Annotated in this window: 18 protein-coding genes and 1 pseudogene; 6 read left to right on the top strand and 13 right to left on the bottom strand. The window is 61.3% G+C overall.

Features of this window, described 5'->3' with window-relative positions:
• Positions 1–42: 42 nt before the first annotated feature.
• Together OC537_RS12745 and OC537_RS12740 are read right to left on the bottom strand one after the other, a co-directional pair.
• On the bottom strand, positions 43–585 hold the full coding sequence (locus OC537_RS12745; protein ID WP_262111740.1) for a YtfJ family protein: 543 nt from the start codon (positions 583–585) through the stop codon (positions 43–45).
• 220 nt (positions 586–805) lie between these two features.
• Positions 806–1,682, bottom strand: a pseudogene (locus OC537_RS12740) (hypothetical protein).
• Between the two features lie 123 nt (positions 1,683–1,805).
• On the opposite strand from OC537_RS12740, the gene OC537_RS12735 reads away from it, so the two are divergent.
• Positions 1,806–2,156: a hypothetical protein gene (locus OC537_RS12735; RefSeq protein WP_193558498.1), complete on the top strand. Its 351-nt coding sequence runs from the start codon at positions 1,806–1,808 to the stop codon at positions 2,154–2,156.
• Positions 2,157–2,183: 27 nt separating this feature from the next.
• Here the strand turns inward: OC537_RS12735 and ppa are convergent, their stop codons facing one another.
• Positions 2,184–2,714: an inorganic diphosphatase gene (gene ppa / locus OC537_RS12730; RefSeq protein WP_262111738.1), complete on the bottom strand. Its 531-nt coding sequence runs from the start codon at positions 2,712–2,714 to the stop codon at positions 2,184–2,186.
• A 233-nt stretch (positions 2,715–2,947) separates the two neighbouring features.
• Between ppa and mpl the strand changes: the two genes are divergently transcribed.
• Entirely contained in the window at positions 2,948–4,312 is a 1,365-nt protein-coding gene (mpl, locus tag OC537_RS12725) for a UDP-N-acetylmuramate:L-alanyl-gamma-D-glutamyl-meso-diaminopimelate ligase (protein ID WP_262111736.1), read from the top strand.
• The gene (locus tag OC537_RS12720) at positions 4,309–4,920 is read left to right on the top strand and encodes a flavin prenyltransferase UbiX (protein ID WP_262111734.1); all 612 of its coding nucleotides are present in this window, start codon (positions 4,309–4,311) and stop codon (positions 4,918–4,920) included. Before mpl ends, OC537_RS12720 begins: the two co-directional genes overlap by 4 nt.
• A gap of 79 nt (positions 4,921–4,999) precedes the next feature.
• On the opposite strand, the gene OC537_RS12715 is transcribed toward OC537_RS12720, so the two are convergent.
• On the bottom strand, positions 5,000–5,614 hold the full coding sequence (locus OC537_RS12715) for a TetR/AcrR family transcriptional regulator (protein ID WP_025328201.1): 615 nt from the start codon (positions 5,612–5,614) through the stop codon (positions 5,000–5,002).
• A 201-nt stretch (positions 5,615–5,815) separates the two neighbouring features.
• Between OC537_RS12715 and hpt the strand changes: the two genes are divergently transcribed.
• From hpt to OC537_RS12700, 3 genes are all read left to right on the top strand, one after another.
• On the top strand, positions 5,816–6,346 hold the full coding sequence (gene hpt / locus OC537_RS12710) for a hypoxanthine phosphoribosyltransferase (RefSeq protein WP_025328200.1): 531 nt from the start codon (positions 5,816–5,818) through the stop codon (positions 6,344–6,346).
• 112 nt (positions 6,347–6,458) lie between these two features.
• Entirely contained in the window at positions 6,459–7,376 is a 918-nt protein-coding gene (locus tag OC537_RS12705) for an ABC transporter ATP-binding protein (RefSeq protein ID WP_025328199.1), read from the top strand.
• A complete protein-coding gene (locus OC537_RS12700; RefSeq protein WP_025328198.1) occupies positions 7,373–8,146 on the top strand; it encodes an ABC transporter permease in 774 nt (257 codons plus the stop codon). The genes OC537_RS12705 and OC537_RS12700 overlap by 4 nt, the downstream gene beginning before the upstream one ends.
• Before the next feature lie 62 nt (positions 8,147–8,208).
• Here the strand turns inward: OC537_RS12700 and OC537_RS12695 are convergent, their stop codons facing one another.
• From OC537_RS12695 to thpR, 9 genes are all read right to left on the bottom strand, one after another.
• Positions 8,209–8,556: a putative quinol monooxygenase gene (locus OC537_RS12695; RefSeq protein ID WP_262111723.1), complete on the bottom strand. Its 348-nt coding sequence runs from the start codon at positions 8,554–8,556 to the stop codon at positions 8,209–8,211.
• Positions 8,557–8,650: 94 nt separating this feature from the next.
• The gene (gene panC / locus OC537_RS12690; RefSeq protein ID WP_262111721.1) at positions 8,651–9,517 is read right to left on the bottom strand and encodes a pantoate--beta-alanine ligase; all 867 of its coding nucleotides are present in this window, start codon (positions 9,515–9,517) and stop codon (positions 8,651–8,653) included.
• A gap of 188 nt (positions 9,518–9,705) precedes the next feature.
• Positions 9,706–10,500 carry a 3-methyl-2-oxobutanoate hydroxymethyltransferase gene (gene panB, locus OC537_RS12685; RefSeq protein ID WP_042648904.1) on the bottom strand — a complete coding sequence of 265 codons (795 nt, stop codon included), beginning with the start codon at positions 10,498–10,500 and terminating at the stop codon, positions 9,706–9,708.
• Between the two features lie 18 nt (positions 10,501–10,518).
• Positions 10,519–11,016 (bottom strand): 2-amino-4-hydroxy-6-hydroxymethyldihydropteridine diphosphokinase, encoded by a 498-nt coding sequence (gene folK / locus OC537_RS12680; protein WP_139745434.1) that lies wholly within the window; start codon positions 11,014–11,016, stop codon positions 10,519–10,521.
• Between the two features lie 10 nt (positions 11,017–11,026).
• Positions 11,027–12,499, bottom strand: coding sequence for a polynucleotide adenylyltransferase PcnB (gene pcnB, locus OC537_RS12675; protein WP_262111717.1), 1,473 nt, complete (start codon positions 12,497–12,499; stop codon positions 11,027–11,029).
• A 187-nt stretch (positions 12,500–12,686) separates the two neighbouring features.
• Entirely contained in the window at positions 12,687–13,589 is a 903-nt protein-coding gene (gluQRS, locus tag OC537_RS12670) for a tRNA glutamyl-Q(34) synthetase GluQRS (protein WP_171276815.1), read from the bottom strand.
• 113 nt (positions 13,590–13,702) lie between these two features.
• Entirely contained in the window at positions 13,703–14,152 is a 450-nt protein-coding gene (gene dksA / locus OC537_RS12665; protein WP_005329052.1) for an RNA polymerase-binding protein DksA, read from the bottom strand.
• A 125-nt stretch (positions 14,153–14,277) separates the two neighbouring features.
• Positions 14,278–15,015 carry a DNA/RNA nuclease SfsA gene (gene sfsA / locus OC537_RS12660; RefSeq protein WP_168235774.1) on the bottom strand — a complete coding sequence of 246 codons (738 nt, stop codon included), beginning with the start codon at positions 15,013–15,015 and terminating at the stop codon, positions 14,278–14,280.
• Positions 15,012–15,557, bottom strand: coding sequence for an RNA 2',3'-cyclic phosphodiesterase (thpR, locus tag OC537_RS12655; protein ID WP_163137726.1), 546 nt, complete (start codon positions 15,555–15,557; stop codon positions 15,012–15,014). The genes sfsA and thpR overlap by 4 nt, the downstream gene beginning before the upstream one ends.
• Positions 15,558–15,599 lie beyond the last annotated feature (42 nt).

Below are 15,599 nucleotides of genomic sequence, written 5' to 3'. Positions count from 1 at the left end.
GACCCTTATGGAAAGGGCGCCATCAGCGCCCTTCTCTCTGATTCAGAGATGGGACTGGATGAGCCCCATCACCTTGGTTATCTCGGTGGCATCGAGCTGGCCATCTTTGGCAAACAGCACCTTGCCCTCTCTATCCAGCACTATGATGGCCGAACTCTCCGGCGCCAGATCCCAGGCGTTGCGGGCCATGCCCTTGGCATCCAGCACCATGGTGGACCAGGGGAACTCTTTCTTGCTGTCTTCGGCGCTGCTCTTCACAAAACCGGAGGTGCCCCAGATGGCGTCATTGCTGTTGATGATGGTGACTGTCTGGTACTTGTCATGGGGCAGCTTGGCCGCCTTGATCGCCTCTATCATGGGGGCATTGAGCTCCTTGGCGCTGGAGCGGCCCGCGATATGCTGGATCAGAAAGACCTTGCCGGTCAGTACCTTGCTTTGCCAGGGCTGATAGCTGATCTCTTTCTCTTTCAGCACAAGCTCACCCTTGTCGCCGATGTTGACCAGCGGTACCTGAGCCGACTCCTTGATGTTGTGGGCCAGAACCAGGGTTGGCAGCAGCGCCAGGGTAAGTACGAGATGTTTCATCCGTATGACACTCCTTTGTTATGTTATAACGATTTTGGGATCTAGGGAATGGGACAACCCACATCCTAAACTGATCGGATCTGTTTAAAAAGTGTTAAATAAACGCGAGGATTGATCCGGTCGCAGAAGCAATCTGCCCCTTAACTTGCGAATGGGGACGGCAAGGATGGCATGGAGTCGATAAAAATCAACCGCTTGCCCATACACTCTGGCAGTGGACTCAATAGAGTGGCTCACTGATCAGGGGGATCTGGGCCATGGTCATCTGCTGGGCCAGCAGGGGGGAGCCGGTCAGCAGCACGTGGCGCTGGTTGTCTATCACCAGGGTATCCCCTTCCAGCCCGCTGTCGGCGGTGATGGCGAGCCAGGCCGGCGAGACGCTGCCGATGCTGATGCCCGGATAGATGATGCTGAGGTTGTATTGCGGTGCCAGCTCGGCCAGCAGGCTGGCCATCAGCAGCGCCTTCTCGTCGCTGTCGGCCTTGTTGTCCTGCAGGGCCTGCAGGGGGGGCGAAGTGATCCATCTGTTCGGGCGGGGTGGGGATGGCGCTTAACCACTCCTGCAACAGGTTGACGCTGGTGGCCAGATCCTTGGCCGAGAACTGCCTGGCCAGGGGCTTGAGATCCCCCTTGAACTGGTAGAACAGCTGGGAGTAGTTGGGCCTCACGCAGGGGAGCTGGCGATTGGCCGGGTGCACGCAGGGCAACACCCGCATCTCGTAGAAGGCATCTTCCTGATACTGCTCATAGGCCTGCCAGAACTGGGTGGATTCGAGGCTGTCGTCATGCAGGGTGAAGGCCTGCTCCAGATTGCGAAACTTGGTCGCCGTCTCCGGGCTGTTCTGGTTGATCTGGTTGATGCTGTTGTAGAGCCTGGGGCTGATGTAGGAGTAGAGGGTCTCCAGCGGATAGTTGAGGGAGGCATCGAGCAGCGTCATCTCGTGGCGGCTGGCCGAGAGGACCCGCTCGTCCGTGCTCAGTTGCAGGTGCTTGCGTTGACCGTCGGCTGATTGCCACTGCCAGCTCAGGTTGACCTCGTTGGCCATAGCCGCGGAGCCGAAGAGTAGACTCCACATCAGGCCTTGTGCCAGTTTCATGGTGTGCATCCTGCTTGGGTGATACTAAACAACTAGGTGAGCCGACGGAATTTGGATTGGTCTAGTGATGACGATATTGGTAATTATCTGATCCAGCTTTAAATTTAATCAGGAAAATAAGTCATGCGAGAAATAACCATGAAGCCTGTTTCAATGTGTTTGCTGATATTGCTCTCGTTGCCGGCACAGGCGGGTCAGGTGATCGTCAATCAGGGCATGTCCACGGCAGATACCTTCGCCTTGCGGGATCAGCTGGCGCGGGAACATGAATGGCAGGAGTGGTTGCGGTTCCAGCAGGCCGTCAAGTGGCTGGAGGTGCTGCCGGTCAACTGCGATCTGGTGGGAGGCGCCGGGCAGGAATATCGCTGTGGTGACAACTATTACCGCCCCTATCGGCAGAACGGGCGCGACCTCTATATCCAGGGGGATCCCCCCGGTCAGTCCCCGCAACGGCCAATAAAAAAGGCGCCATAAGGCGCCTTTTTTTTGCGAGGGAGACGCTTACTTGGCAGCGTAACGCTCGGCAGAAGTCAGGATTTCAGCTTCGGCGGCGGCCTTGTCGCCCCAGCCTTCCACCCTGACCCACTTGCCCGCTTCCAGCTCTTTGTAGCGCTCGAAGAAGTGCTGGATCTGGGCTTTCAGCAGCTCGGGCAGGTCGTTCACATCCTGGATGTGATCGTACTGCTTGGTCAGCTTGGAGTGCGGCACGGCCACGATCTTGGCATCTTCGCCAGATTCGTCAGTCATCTTCAGCACGCCGACCGGACGGCAGCGAATGACGGAGCCGGCCAGCAGCGGGTAGGGAGTCGGCACCAGCACGTCGACGGGATCCCCGTCCAGGGACAGGGTGGCGTTCACGTAACCGTAGTTGCACGGGTAGAACATAGGGGTGGACATGAAGCGATCAACGAAGATGGCACCGCTGTCCTTGTCGACTTCGTATTTGATCGGGTCGGCATTCTGCGGGATTTCGATGATGACGTAGATGTCGTCAGGCAGGCTCTTGCCAGCCGGTACCAGGTTCAGGCTCATGACGTTTCCTTTGAGTGTTGGAGTCAAGTTTGCAGGCCGACATTATAGCCATGTCCCGTCAAATGACCATATTTCGCGGGCATGGGAGCGTGCTGGTGGATGTCGCGTCGCCTGAGGCAGTCCGATTTCTGTCGCCTTGCCGGGCCTGGCTGCGCTCTGGTCATGGTCGCGGCTTGTGCCACCGGGTCAACAGACCCTAGAATGCGCACTCCCTTACTGGAAAAGGCAGCGGTATGCACATTCACATTCTCGGGATCTGCGGCACCTTCATGGGTGGTCTGGCGGTGTTGGCGAAACAGCTGGGCTATCGAGTCACTGGCTCGGATGCCAACGTCTATCCCCCCATGAGCACCCAGCTCGAGCAGCAAGGTATCGAGTTGACCGAGGGCTATGACCCCTCCCAGCTCGATCCGGCGCCGGATCTGGTGGTGATAGGCAACGCCATGAGCCGTGGCAACCCTTGCGTGGAGTATGTGCTGGATCGCAATCTGCCCTACATCTCCGGCCCCCAGTGGCTGCTGGAGCACGTGCTGCAGGATCGCTGGGTGCTGGCCGTGGCGGGCACCCATGGCAAGACCACCACCGCCAGCATGCTGGCCTGGGTACTGGAATACGCCAAGCTGGAGCCCGGTTTCCTGATCGGTGGCGTACCGGGCAACTTCCCGGTCTCCGCCCGTCTGGGCTCAGCCCCTTTCTTCGTCATCGAGGCGGACGAGTATGACTGCGCCTTCTTCGACAAACGCTCCAAATTCGTCCACTACCATCCGCGTACCCTGGTGATGAACAACCTGGAGTTCGACCACGCGGACATATTCCCGGATCTCGCCGCCATCCAGCGCCAGTTCCATCACCTGATGCGCACAGTACCGAGCAACGGCCGGGTGCTCTTCCCCCAGGCCGATGACAACCTCACCGCCGTGCGCAAGATGGGCTGCTGGAGCGAGGTGGAGCTGGTGGGTCAGGACGACGCCAAGTGGAAGGCGGTCAAGCTGGCCGATGACGGCTCCGTCTTCGAGGTGTGGCTTGATGGGGTCAAGCAGGGCGAGGTGCACTGGGAGTGCATAGGCGAGCACAACGTCAACAACGGCCTGATGGCCATCGCCGCTGCCCGCCATGCCGGTGTCATGGTGGAGCACGGCATAGCCGCCCTCTGCCAGTTCAAGTCCCCCAAGCGGCGGATGGAGCTCAAGGGCGAGGTGGCGGGCATCAGCGTCTATGACGACTTTGCCCACCACCCCACCGCCATCGAGACCACCCTCGGCGGCCTGCGTGCCAAGGTCGGTAAGGCCCGCATTCTGGCGGTGCTGGAGCCCCGCTCCAACACCATGAAGCTGGGGGTGCACAAGGAGGAGCTGGCAGGTTGCTTCGACGGCGCCGACGAGGTGTTCTTCTTCCAGCCGGCGAACATCGGTTGGGACCTTGGCGAGGTAACCGCCCACATGACGCGTCCGGCGCAGGTGTTTGACGATCTGGAGGCCCTGATCAACCGGCTGGTGGCCGAGAGCCGCGCGGGGGATCATATTCTGATCATGAGCAACGGCGGCTTCGGCGGCATTCACGACAAGCTGATAGCCCGCCTCAAGCAAGGCACATCATGAACAAGCAGATCACCCTGGCGCTGACCGGTGCCTCCGGCGCTCCCTATGCCCTGCGCCTGCTCCAGTGTCTGGTGCAGGCGGACTACAAGGTTTATCTGCTCGCCTCTTCGGCCGCCCGGGTGGTGCTCAAGACCGAGCAGCAGCAGGAGTGGCCGGGCTCGCCGAAAGAGCTGTCGGCCTATCTCTGTCGCCAATATGGCGCCAGAGAGGGTCAGATAGTGGCCTGCGGCAAGGAGGAGTGGTTCTCGCCTGTGGCCTCCGGCTCGGCGGCGCCCAGGCAGATGGTGGTCTGCCCCTGCTCCATGGGCACCGTCTCGGCCATCGCCAACGGCGCCTCCGACAACCTGCTGGAGCGGGCGGCGGATGTGGTGATCAAGGAGCGCGGCCAGCTCATTCTGGTGCCCCGCGAGAGCCCCTTCTCGGCGATCCATCTGGAGAATATGCTGAAACTGGCGCGGCTCGGGGTGACCATAATGCCCGCCGCACCGGGGTTCTATCATGAGCCGAAAAGCATCGAGGATCTGGTGGACTTCATGGTCGCCCGCATCCTGGATCATCTGGGCGTCGAGCATGCGCTGACCGGGCGCTGGGGCTATGCCAAGTCCTGAGTCTTTGAGACGAAAGGGAGACAAACAAAAGCGGCGCCGACCTGAACAGTCCGGCGCCGCTTTTTATTGGCAGGGAGGATCAGACCACCTGGAGGGGTGCCGTCACGTACTTGAACAGAAAATCAGTCACTTCTTCCCGGCTCGGGCGCTGTGGCTGATTGATCATCTGCATCATGACGTAGCCGAACCCGGTCAGGGAGCGAGCCAGATCCTGCGCCGACAGCACGCTCTGGATCTCGCCACTGTCCATGGCCGCTTGCAGGTGGGGGGCGATGCGCTCCAGCGCCTTGTCCAGCAGGCGGGTGTAACGGGGCCAGACCTCTTCCCGTACCGACGAGCTCCATTCCAGCCAGATACTGGCGTGGTCCGGTTTGTCATAGGCGGCGTCAACGAACAGCTTCACGTGGCGGTGGATGCTGTCCCTGACCGAGCCCTGGCCGTTGTACGCCTGCTCGAGGATCTGCTGCACAAAGCCTTCAATCTCGGCCAGCACTTCATCGACCAGATCTTCACGGGTGTTGAAATAGTTGAACACGGTGGCAACCGAGACTTTGGCCTGCTCGGCAATTTCGGCATGTCCCGCACGGCCAATGCCGCGACGGGAAAATACCTCGATGGCACATTCCATCAATTGATCACGACGAGCCTCCGGCGACAGCCGGGTCCGACGTCTTATTTCTGCGCGTGGTTCCATAGTTTTTTCATCTAATAGTTATTGATTATGGTGTTTATAGTATTGTCACCGATAATGCCCGAAGGCTTGCTAACTCTATCAATTAAAATAAGCCGATAAAAGCATCACGTATGCCTGACGCCTTCCGGTTGGAGTGGTAGAATCATCGGTTTTGATGTTAATGAACGGCCAATAACCCTTTGGCCATTATTGGAGTAAGTGATGAAACACAACGTCGAGGTGATGATCTCCGAGGCTGACGTCGCCGCCCGGATCGCCAAACTGGGTGAAGAGATCACCGCCCGTTACCAGGGCTCCGATGAAGTCGTGATGATTGGCCTCTTGCGCGGCTCCTGCGTCTTCCTGGCCGATCTCTGCCGTCAGTGCCAGCTGCCCATCACCCTGGATTTTATGACTGCCTCCAGCTATGGCTCCGGCATGCACAGCACCCGTGACGTGCGCATCCTCAAAGATCTGGATGACGACATCAAAGGCAAGGACGTGGTGATCGTCGAGGACATCATCGACACCGGTTACACCCTCAACAAGGTGCGCGAGATCCTCTCCCTGCGCGAACCTAAATCCCTGGCCATCTGCACCCTGCTGGACAAGCCGTCCCGTCGTGAGGTCCAGGTGCCGGTGGACTGGATTGGCTTCGCCATCCCGGACGAGTTCGTGGTGGGCTGTGGCATCGACTACGCCCAGAAGTACCGTAATCTGCCCTTCATCGGCAAGGTAGTTCCGCAAGAGTAAGCAAGGCTCGGACGTGGCAGGGCTGCTTGGCCGCCCGCCATCGACTGTCTTCAGGCGGCGCTAAAGCCGCCTTTTCTGTCTCGAGATGGGCTCATCCATCACAGGGGTTGCAATGAACGCATTGGAAATCAGCGGTCTGAAGAAGACCTATCAGGGGGGCGTCGAAGCCCTCAAGGGCATAGATCTCACCGTCAAGCAGGGAGATTTCTTCGCCCTGCTCGGCCCGAACGGGGCGGGCAAGTCCACCACCATCGGCGTGATCAGTTCGCTGGTGAACAAGAGTGCCGGCAAGGTCAAGGTGTTCGGTTACGACATCGACACCGATCTGGAGCTGGCCAAGGCCCAGCTCGGGCTGGTGCCCCAGGAGTTCAACTTCAGCCAGTTTGAGAAGGTGAGCCAGATTGTCACCCACCAGGCCGGTTTCTACGGCGTGCCAAGGGCCGAGGCCAAGGTGCGCGCCGAGAAGTACCTGCGCCAGCTCGATCTGTGGGACAAGCGCGACATGGCGGCCCGTACCCTTTCCGGCGGCATGAAGCGCCGGCTGATGATAGCCCGCGCCCTGATGCACGAGCCCAGGCTGCTGATCCTGGATGAGCCGACCGCCGGGGTGGACATCGAGATCCGTCGTTCCATGTGGAGCTTCCTCAAGGATCTGAACGAGCAGGGTGTCACCATCATACTCACCACCCATTACCTGGAAGAGGCCGAGATGTTGTGCCGCAACATCGGCATCATCGACAAGGGGCGCCTCATCGAGAACACCAGCATGAAGAACCTGCTCGGCAAGCTGGGGCGGGAGACCTTCCTGCTGGATCTGGTGCCCGGCAGCCAGGTGCCGACCCTGCCCGAGTTCAACGGTCGCATGCAGGATGAGCACACCCTGGAGGTGGAGCTGGACAAGAGCCAGTCCCTCAACAGCCTGTTCGAGCAGCTCTCCGCCCAGGGGGTGCAGGTGCTGAGCATGCGCAACAAGGCAAACCGGCTGGAAGAGCTGTTCGTCAACCTGGTAGAGGAGGGTCGCAAAGCATGAATCCCATGACCTATTACATCGCCTTCAAGAGCATACTGGCCAAGGAAGTGAGCCGCTTTACCCGCATCTGGATCCAGACCCTGGTGCCGCCGGCCATCACCATGAGCCTCTACTTCGTCATCTTCGGCAACCTCATAGGGTCGCGCATCGGTGACATGGGAGGCTTCAGCTACATGGAGTTCATCGTGCCCGGCCTCATCATGATGTCGGTCATCACCAACTCCTACTCCAACGTCGCCTCCTCCTTCTACAGCGCCAAGTTCCAGCGCAACGTGGAGGAGCTGCTGGTGGCGCCAGTGCCCAACTACATCATCATCGCCGGCTATGTGGGCGGCGGTGTGGCACGGGGTCTCTGTGTCGGTCTCATCGTCACACTGGTCTCCCTGTTCTTCGTGCCGCTGCAGGTCCACCATCTGTTCAGTGTCTGCTTCACCGTGCTGCTGACCTCGATCCTGTTCTCCCTGGGGGGGCTCATCAACGCCGTGTTCGCGAAGTCGTTCGATGACATCAGCATCATCCCGACCTTCATCCTGACGCCGCTCACCTATCTGGGGGGAGTCTTCTACTCCATCAGCCTGCTGCCGCCGTTCTGGCAGGGGGTCTCCCAGGTGAACCCCATCATCTACATGGTGAACGCGTTCCGCTACGGCTTCCTCGGCATCTCCGACGTGCCGCTCGGCACCGCCTACCTCATCATCATCGGCTTCATAGTCGCGCTCTACGGACTTGCCTGGTGGCTCATCTCCCGCGGGACAGGGCTGCGTCACTGAGGTGCAACCGGCCAGCAAAAAGGCGCCCTCGGGCGCCTTTTTTATTTGTCTGGTGCAGAGCCTCAGAGGGCTGGCGCGTCGTAGTCCGCCGGCTCGTCGCTGTAGACGCAGACGTTCCACTTGGCCGCCAGACCCTCTTCGGCCAGACAGTAACGCTCGAAGAAGGCCTTGATCTCGGCGCGCTGGCAGTGGGCCTCGAAGCTGGCCATGTCTTGCCAGATCTCGTTGAAGACGATGGGGAAGCTCTCCCCCTCGGCGAAGGGGCTGGCAATGTGGCGGGTGACTCTGTACTGCAGGCAGCCGTCCTCCCTCAGGGTGTTGGGCTCCAGCCCCTGCAAGACCTGGAACAGGGCCTGCTCCTTGCCCGGCTTGGGCAGGAACTGGGCGATGCAATAAACCTTCTGGGACATCTCTGTCTCCTTGCCGTGTCTCAACCCTGAAGGGTGACGACACTATTGTCGATAAGGCGGGCCTTGCCGGGGTAAGGGTCGGCCATCGGGACTGTCAGTCGTTGCTTGCGCTGATGAGGGTGACAACGCGGTTGTCGATGAGGCGTGCCTTGCCGAGATAGGCAGCCATCAGGATCACCAGCCGCTTGCTGGCAGAAGTGGAGGATTCGAGGGTGTCGGCATCGACGATGTCGATGGCATCCGTCCTGAAGCCGGCGTTGTCGAGACGCTGGCTGGCCTGGGCCACCAGGGAGGGGAGGTGGTGGTTCCCCGCTTCAATCTGCTCGGCAATCCAGTTCATGGTGCGCGCGAGCTCGGGGGCCAGGGCCCGCTCGGCGGCGGTCAGGTAGCCGTTGCGCGAGGAGAGGGCCAACCCGTCCTCGGCCCGCACAGTGGGCACGCCGACTATCTCGACCGGCATGGCCATGTCGGCCACCATCTTGCGAATGAGCGCCAGCTGCTGGTAATCCTTCTGGCCGAAGCAGGCCACGTCGGGCTGCACCAGGTTGAACAGCTTGGTGACGACAGTGCTGACACCACGGAAGTGGCCAGGGCGCAGCGCCCCTTCCAGCAGGCTGGAGAGACCCGGTACCTCGACGAAGGTCTGGCTGGCCAGCCCCTGGGGATACATCAGCTCCGGGGTCGGGGTGAACACCAGATCCACGCCGGCGGCCTGCAGGGCGGCGCAGTCCTGCTCCAGGGTACGGGGATAGTTGGCGAGATCCTCGGCCTTGTCGAACTGCAAGGGGTTCACGAAGATGCTGACCACCACCTTGTCGCCGCGGCTGCGGGCCTCATCGACCAGGGTGAGATGGCCCTGGTGCAGATTGCCCATGGTGGGTACGAATGCGATGGCGCGGCCTTCGCGGCGCCATTGGCCGATCTGTTCACGCAGAGCGGCAGGATTGTTCACAACCAACATCAACAGTTCACCTTCGGATAGGTCAAAGAAACAGGGATTGAAAGGGCCAGCGTGGATGGCACGGGATAGTTCACGAGCAACATCACCAACAGTTCACCTTCGGATAGGTCAAAGAAACAGGAATTGAAAGGGCCAGAGAGGGATGCGAAACGGGGGCTTAGCCCCCGTTGCGGTTCATGAGGCCTGGATCAGTTGAAGCAGTGCTCGGGACCGGGGAAGGTGCCCTCGCTGACCTGCTGCACATAGAGGCGGATGGCGGCGCGCATGTCACCCGTCTCGGCCAGGAAGTTCTTGGTGAACTTGGGCACATAGCCGGAGGTGATGCCAAAGGCGTCGTGCATCACCAGGATCTGGCCATCGGTGGCCGGGCCCGCGCCTATGCCGATCACCGGGATGCGCAGCGCCTTGCTGATGCGCTCGGCCAGGGCGACCGGCACGCATTCGAGCACCAGCAGCTGGATACCGGCCGCTTGCAGCTCCAGGGCCTGACGGTAGATCTCCTGGGCGTGGAACTCGTCACGCCCCTGCACCTTGAAGCCGCCAAACACGTGGACGGATTGCGGGGTCAGCCCCAGGTGACCGCAGACAGGCACGCCGTTGCGGGTCAGGTGACGAATGCTCTCGCACAGCCAGTCGCCCCCTTCCATCTTCACCATGCGGGCGCCGGCGGCCATCAGCCGGGCGGCGTTCTGGTAGGTCTGCTCGGGAGTGGCGTAGCTCATGAACGGCATGTCGGTGACCACCAGCGCCTTGCTGGCGCCACGCACCACGCAGCGGGTGTGATAGACCATCTCATCCATGCTGACGGCCAGGGTGTCGTCCCCTCCCTGCAGCACCATGCCGAGGGAATCACCGATGAGCAGCACCTGGGCGCCTTCGTCGTCGAACAGCTTGGCGAAGGTGGCATCATAGGCGGTGATGGCGGTGATTTTTTGTCCGTCCTGCTTCATCTTCTGCAGGTCGGTGATGGTGATCTTGCTCATTGCGTTGCTCCTACTCGTCTACTCACCCGTTGCGCAGGCAAGGATCTCGAGACCATTGCGCGGGCAGCGGGCAACCAGTTCGGTGAGCGGGGTGCCGCAGGGCAGCACCAGGGCGGGGGCGATTTCGGCAAGGGGCAGCAGGACGAACTCCCGCTCCTTCATGCCGTAGTGGGGAACGATCAGGCGTTCATGCTGGATGACTTGCTCGCCGTACAGCAGCAGATCCAGATCCAGGGTTCTTGGACCCCAACGCTCGTCCTTGCGCACACGTCCCTGTTCCCGCTCGATTTTCTGCAGTTGATCCAGCAAAGCCAGGGGGCCGAGCCGGGTATGAAGCCGCACCACGGCATTGACGTAGTCCGGCTGATCCGCAGGGCCCATGGGGCGGCTGCCGTAAAGCTGCGAGGCCTGTTGCAATTCGGATTCCGGCAGCCTGCCCAGGGCGGCGACGGCCTGTCTGGCCTGGGCGACGGGGTTGCCCAGGTTGGATCCGATGGCAACGAAGACCTCGATCATCGGGTGGCCTTTATTCTGCCGCTTTCGGCTTGCGACGACGGGGGCGGCGGCGGTTGCGGCTGTTGCTGCTGCGTTTCTCACCGTCTCCGCGCGGCTCGGCCGCCGGGGCACGCTCACCGCTCGCCGGGCGGCGGGTCGCTTCCCGTTGCAGTTGCGGACGCACATCCGGGTTGGAGGCCACATAGCGCTCCCACCAGCTGGCCAGCTCGCCGAGGCCGCGCTCGACCCGGTTGCGCAGCAGCAGGAAGTCAAAGGCTGCACGGAACTTTGGATGCTCCATGGCGCGCTCGGGGTGACGACCCTGACGACGGGTCAGGCGCTGTTGCAGGGCCCAGATGTCGCGCACGTCCGTGGTGAAGCGGCGCGGCACGGCGATGATCCGCACCTGGGCATCCAGCACCTCGTTGATGGCCAGCATGAAGGCGTCGTGCCAGGGCAGGCCGCTCTCGTTTTCCAGCACCCGGGCACGGGCCTCGACGGCGCCCCACAGCAGGGTGGCATAGAGGAAGGCCGGGGTGACCCGCTTCTCTTCACGTACCCGGGTATCGGTGTCCATCAACGCCAGTTCGATGAACTGCTCGTAGGGCGAGTTGCCGTTGGGCGTAAACAGGGCGGCGACCTGGGGGAACAGGGGCTGGAACAGCCCGTATTCGCGCAGCAGCTTGTAGGTGGCGAGACCGTCACCGGCCAGGAACAGCTTGAGGGTCTCCTCGAACAGACGGGCGGCCGGAATGTCCTGCAGCAGCGGCGCCAGTTCCCGGATGGGGGCGGCGGTGCGCGGGCTTATGGTCATCTCCAGCTTGGCGGCGAAGCGCACGGCGCGCAGCATGCGCACCGGATCTTCCCGGTAGCGGGTCTCGGGGTCACCGATCAGCTCCAGCTTGCGCTCGGCAAGATCCTCGATGCCACCCTCGAAGTCGTGCAGGGTGAAATCCTTGGCGCTGTAGTAGAGGGCGTTGACGGTAAAGTCACGGCGCTCGGCATCCTCTTCTATGGTGCCGTAGACGTTGTCGCGCAGCAGCATGCCTTCATCAGACTGGGCCGATACGTGCTTGCTGGTATTGACCTGATGGTGGTGACCACGGAAGGTAGCCACTTCGATCACGTCACGACCAAAGACGATGTGGGCCAGGCGGAAACGACGGCCGATCAGGCGGCAGTTGCTGAACAACGCCTTGATCTGCTCCGGCGTGGCATCGGTGGCGATGTCGAAATCCTTTGGCGTTCTCCCGAGCAGAATATCCCGGACGCCACCACCCACCAGGTAGGCTTCGTAGCCCCCCTTGTTCAGGCGGTAGAGCACCTTGAGCGCATTCTCGCTGATCTCTTTGCGCGAGATGGGGTGCTGGTCACGGCTCAAGGTTCGGCGTTGACCGGCGACACGGGCTGGAATGGGAGACTCCATCGACTGCTCGCCGTCTTCCTTGCCGAGCACCTTGCGGCAAAAGTTTGCGATCTGGGAAAAAATGGTACACCTCTTCATGACTTCAAATTGACGGGAGGCCAAAAAATAGCGGCCTATCATAGCTCAGGCCCGACCAAATGAGAAACGCTGCGGTCTGCTTCCCCGATTCGGGCCAGGTCGTACAAGGAAAGACGCTTTCAGTTCCCCGGGTTCTGGCCTGCTCAAATGAGAAACGCGGCGGCCTGCTTTTGCTCCGGGGGCCTGCTTATCTGGCCCCCAGCACTATCTTCTGCTGGCGGGGGACCCGGGCCAGCTGCCAGTGGGCAATGCCCCAGGCGATGATCTCGTCGACGGTATTCTCTCTCAGGCAAGGCGGCGGGCACTGGCCGAGGAACGCGAGGGCCTGCCACAGGGCGGGCCTGACGTCATCCTGTGCCAGCGCCGGCGCATGGTTCTGCTTCGACAGCTTGTTGCCATCCGCCAGCACCGCCAGCGGCAGGTGCACCCAGGCGGGGACGTCAGCCCCCAGGGTCTGGTAGAGGGCAATCTGGCGCACAGTGGGCTCCAGCAGATCGGCGCCGCGCACTATCTCTGTGATGCCGCTGTCCATGTCATCCACCACCACCGCCAGGTTGTAGGCATAGAGGCCATCCCGGCGGCGCACGATGAAGTCCTCCTCGGCGAGCGCCGCAGGCACCGCAATATGGCCCTGCAACTCATCCTCGAAGTGGTAGACGGGATTATGCTGGCGCAGGCGTGCGGCGCAGCCCTCTGCCGTCAGTCCCAGGGTGCGGCAGTGGCCGTTGTAGAAGCCGCCCGCCGCCATGATCTCGCGCCGGGTGCAGCGGCACCAGTAGAGATCCCCGGCCCGATAGAGCTGATCGATGATCTCGTCATAACGGCCGTGGCGCGCGCTCTGGAACATCACCTCCCCATCCCAGCCGAGGCCATGGGCCTCCAGGGTCTGGAGGATGAGCCCGCTGGCCCCGGCCATCTCCCGCGGCGGATCTATGTCCTCGATGCGCACCAGCCAGCGCCCCTGTTGCGATCTCGCCTGCAAGAAGCTGCCAAGGGCGGCGACCAGGGAGCCGAAGTGGAGCGGACCTGACGGGGAGGGGGCGAAGCGACCGACATGGGGTCGAACAGGGGAGGAGGGAGTCATGGCCATGGGAATTCGGGTAGACGATGCATTGAGGCTGCATTCTGGGATGGTCGCGGGAAAAGCTCAATAAAAAAGGGAGCCTGCGAGCTCCCTTTTTTTGTCCATGTCGATGGGCGGCATCAGCCAGCCATCTGTTTTTCCTTGATTTCAGCCAGCGTCTTGCAGTCGACACAGAGGTCGGCGGTCGGACGGGCTTCCAGACGACGAATACCGATTTCGATACCGCAATGTTCGCAGTAACCAAAGTCGTCTTCTTCGAGCAGCAGCAAGGTCTTTTCGATCTTCTTGATCAGCTTGCGTTCACGGTCGCGGGTGCGCAGTTCGAGTGCGAACTCTTCTTCCTGCGCGGCGCGATCGACCGGATCCGGGAAGTTTGCAGCCTCATCCTTCATGTGGTCGACGGTGCGGTCAACTTCCTGCATCAGTTGGTTGCGCCAGGCTCCCAGGATCTTGCGAAAATGTACCTTTTGTTGGTCATTCATGTACTCCTCACCGGCTTTTACCTGGTAAGGCTCTACACCCGCAATGGCCAGGGGGCCCAGAGATTTCCTGTTTTCGCCTGTTGGCATGCCCTGTCTCCTAATTCAGCACGCTACCCGTGCCATCCATAAATTGAGGGCGGTATCTATAGCAGAAGGGTCAACGGGAGGCAAACAAGCCTTGTCAATAATGTTACCCACTCCAGCATTTATTCTCAGCCCTCGGGTAGCAGATGGTCAGATTCAAATGGAATAAAATCTTGAGCCACCATGCCCTGCACCCCAACATGGGGGCGATAGCATAAAATTTCAACCCCTGCCGCCATCGCCTGCTCAACAAGCTGACTATAGTGCGGATCTATATGGGCTGCAGGGCGCATTCTCGCGATACCGGAGTGCAAAACCATGAACAGCAGCACGGCTCTGTGCCCGGCCGCCTTCATGGCCATCAATTCACGCAAGTGCTTGGCGCCACGGGCGGTGACCGCATCGGGGAAGTAGCCCATGCCCGCTTGTTCCCGCTCGTCGAGCAGGGTGACGGATTTCACCTCTATGTAACAACTTGGCCTGTGATCGTCTTCCAGCAACAGGTCGATGCGGCTGTTCTCCTCCCCGTATTTCACCTCGGTGCGCAGCCTGGCATAACCCGCCAGCGGCGCCAGCGCCCCTTGCTCGATGAGCTCCCGGGCGATCTGGTTGGCCCGCGCCGTGTTGACGCAGATGAAGTGGCCCGCCGGGCTCTGGGCTATCTCCCAGCTGTGGGCCAGCTTGCGCTTGGGGTTGTTCGAGGTGGAGTACCAGACCCGGGTGCCCGGATCGGCACAACCCGTCATGGCGCCGGTATTGGCGCAGTGGATGGTGATGGTCTCACCATCGGCTAGCTGCACATCGGTGAGGAAGCGCTTGTAGCGGGCGATGAGCAGACCGGATTGCAAAGGGGGATCGAAGATCATGGGGTCAGCTCCTCGCTGTTGGTCTCTTTGATGCGGGCACGCAGGGGCCAGCAGGCGATGGGTTCATAGCTGACCCCCTGCGGGGTGCTGACGGACTGGTAGAGGCAGAAGCTGTCCGCCTGCAGCACAAGATCGGGGGCGGGCAGCGCCTCCGGGGCCTCGCCGGCCTTGCGCGACAGGGTGACATGGGGGCGGTAGCCCTGTTCCCCGTTGCCAAGCCCCAGCTTCTCGCCGTGGCGACGCAGGGCCCTGGCCAGCACGTTCAGCTCGTTTGGCCATTCACTGGGCCCCACCCAGGCGGCCCTGGCACGCTGAAACCAGCCGGTCTGATCCAGATGGACGCTGAAAGGGGGACAGCGCTGCTGTGCGGCGGCGGCGATCAGCCTGTCCCGAGTGGCCTCGTCGGCCTCACCGAGAAAGGCCAGGGTCAAATGCAGATTGCGTTCGGACACCGGCAGGCCGGGCCAGGGACGTCGTTCGCGCCAGTCGATCAAGGCGGGGGCAAGCTGGTGCAGGGGCAGGGCAAAGAAGAGTCTGGGCATGCGCAGCGTCGGTCCTCGTGGTACTCACATGAAAGGGCCATT

It is taken from the genome of Aeromonas sp. Marseille-Q5825, from assembly GCF_946892685.1.
Taxonomy (GTDB): Bacteria; Pseudomonadota; Gammaproteobacteria; order Enterobacterales; family Aeromonadaceae; genus Aeromonas; species Aeromonas rivipollensis.
The sequence above is the reverse complement of the archived record's forward strand: the minus strand, read 5'-3'. Positions and strand labels throughout refer to the sequence as shown.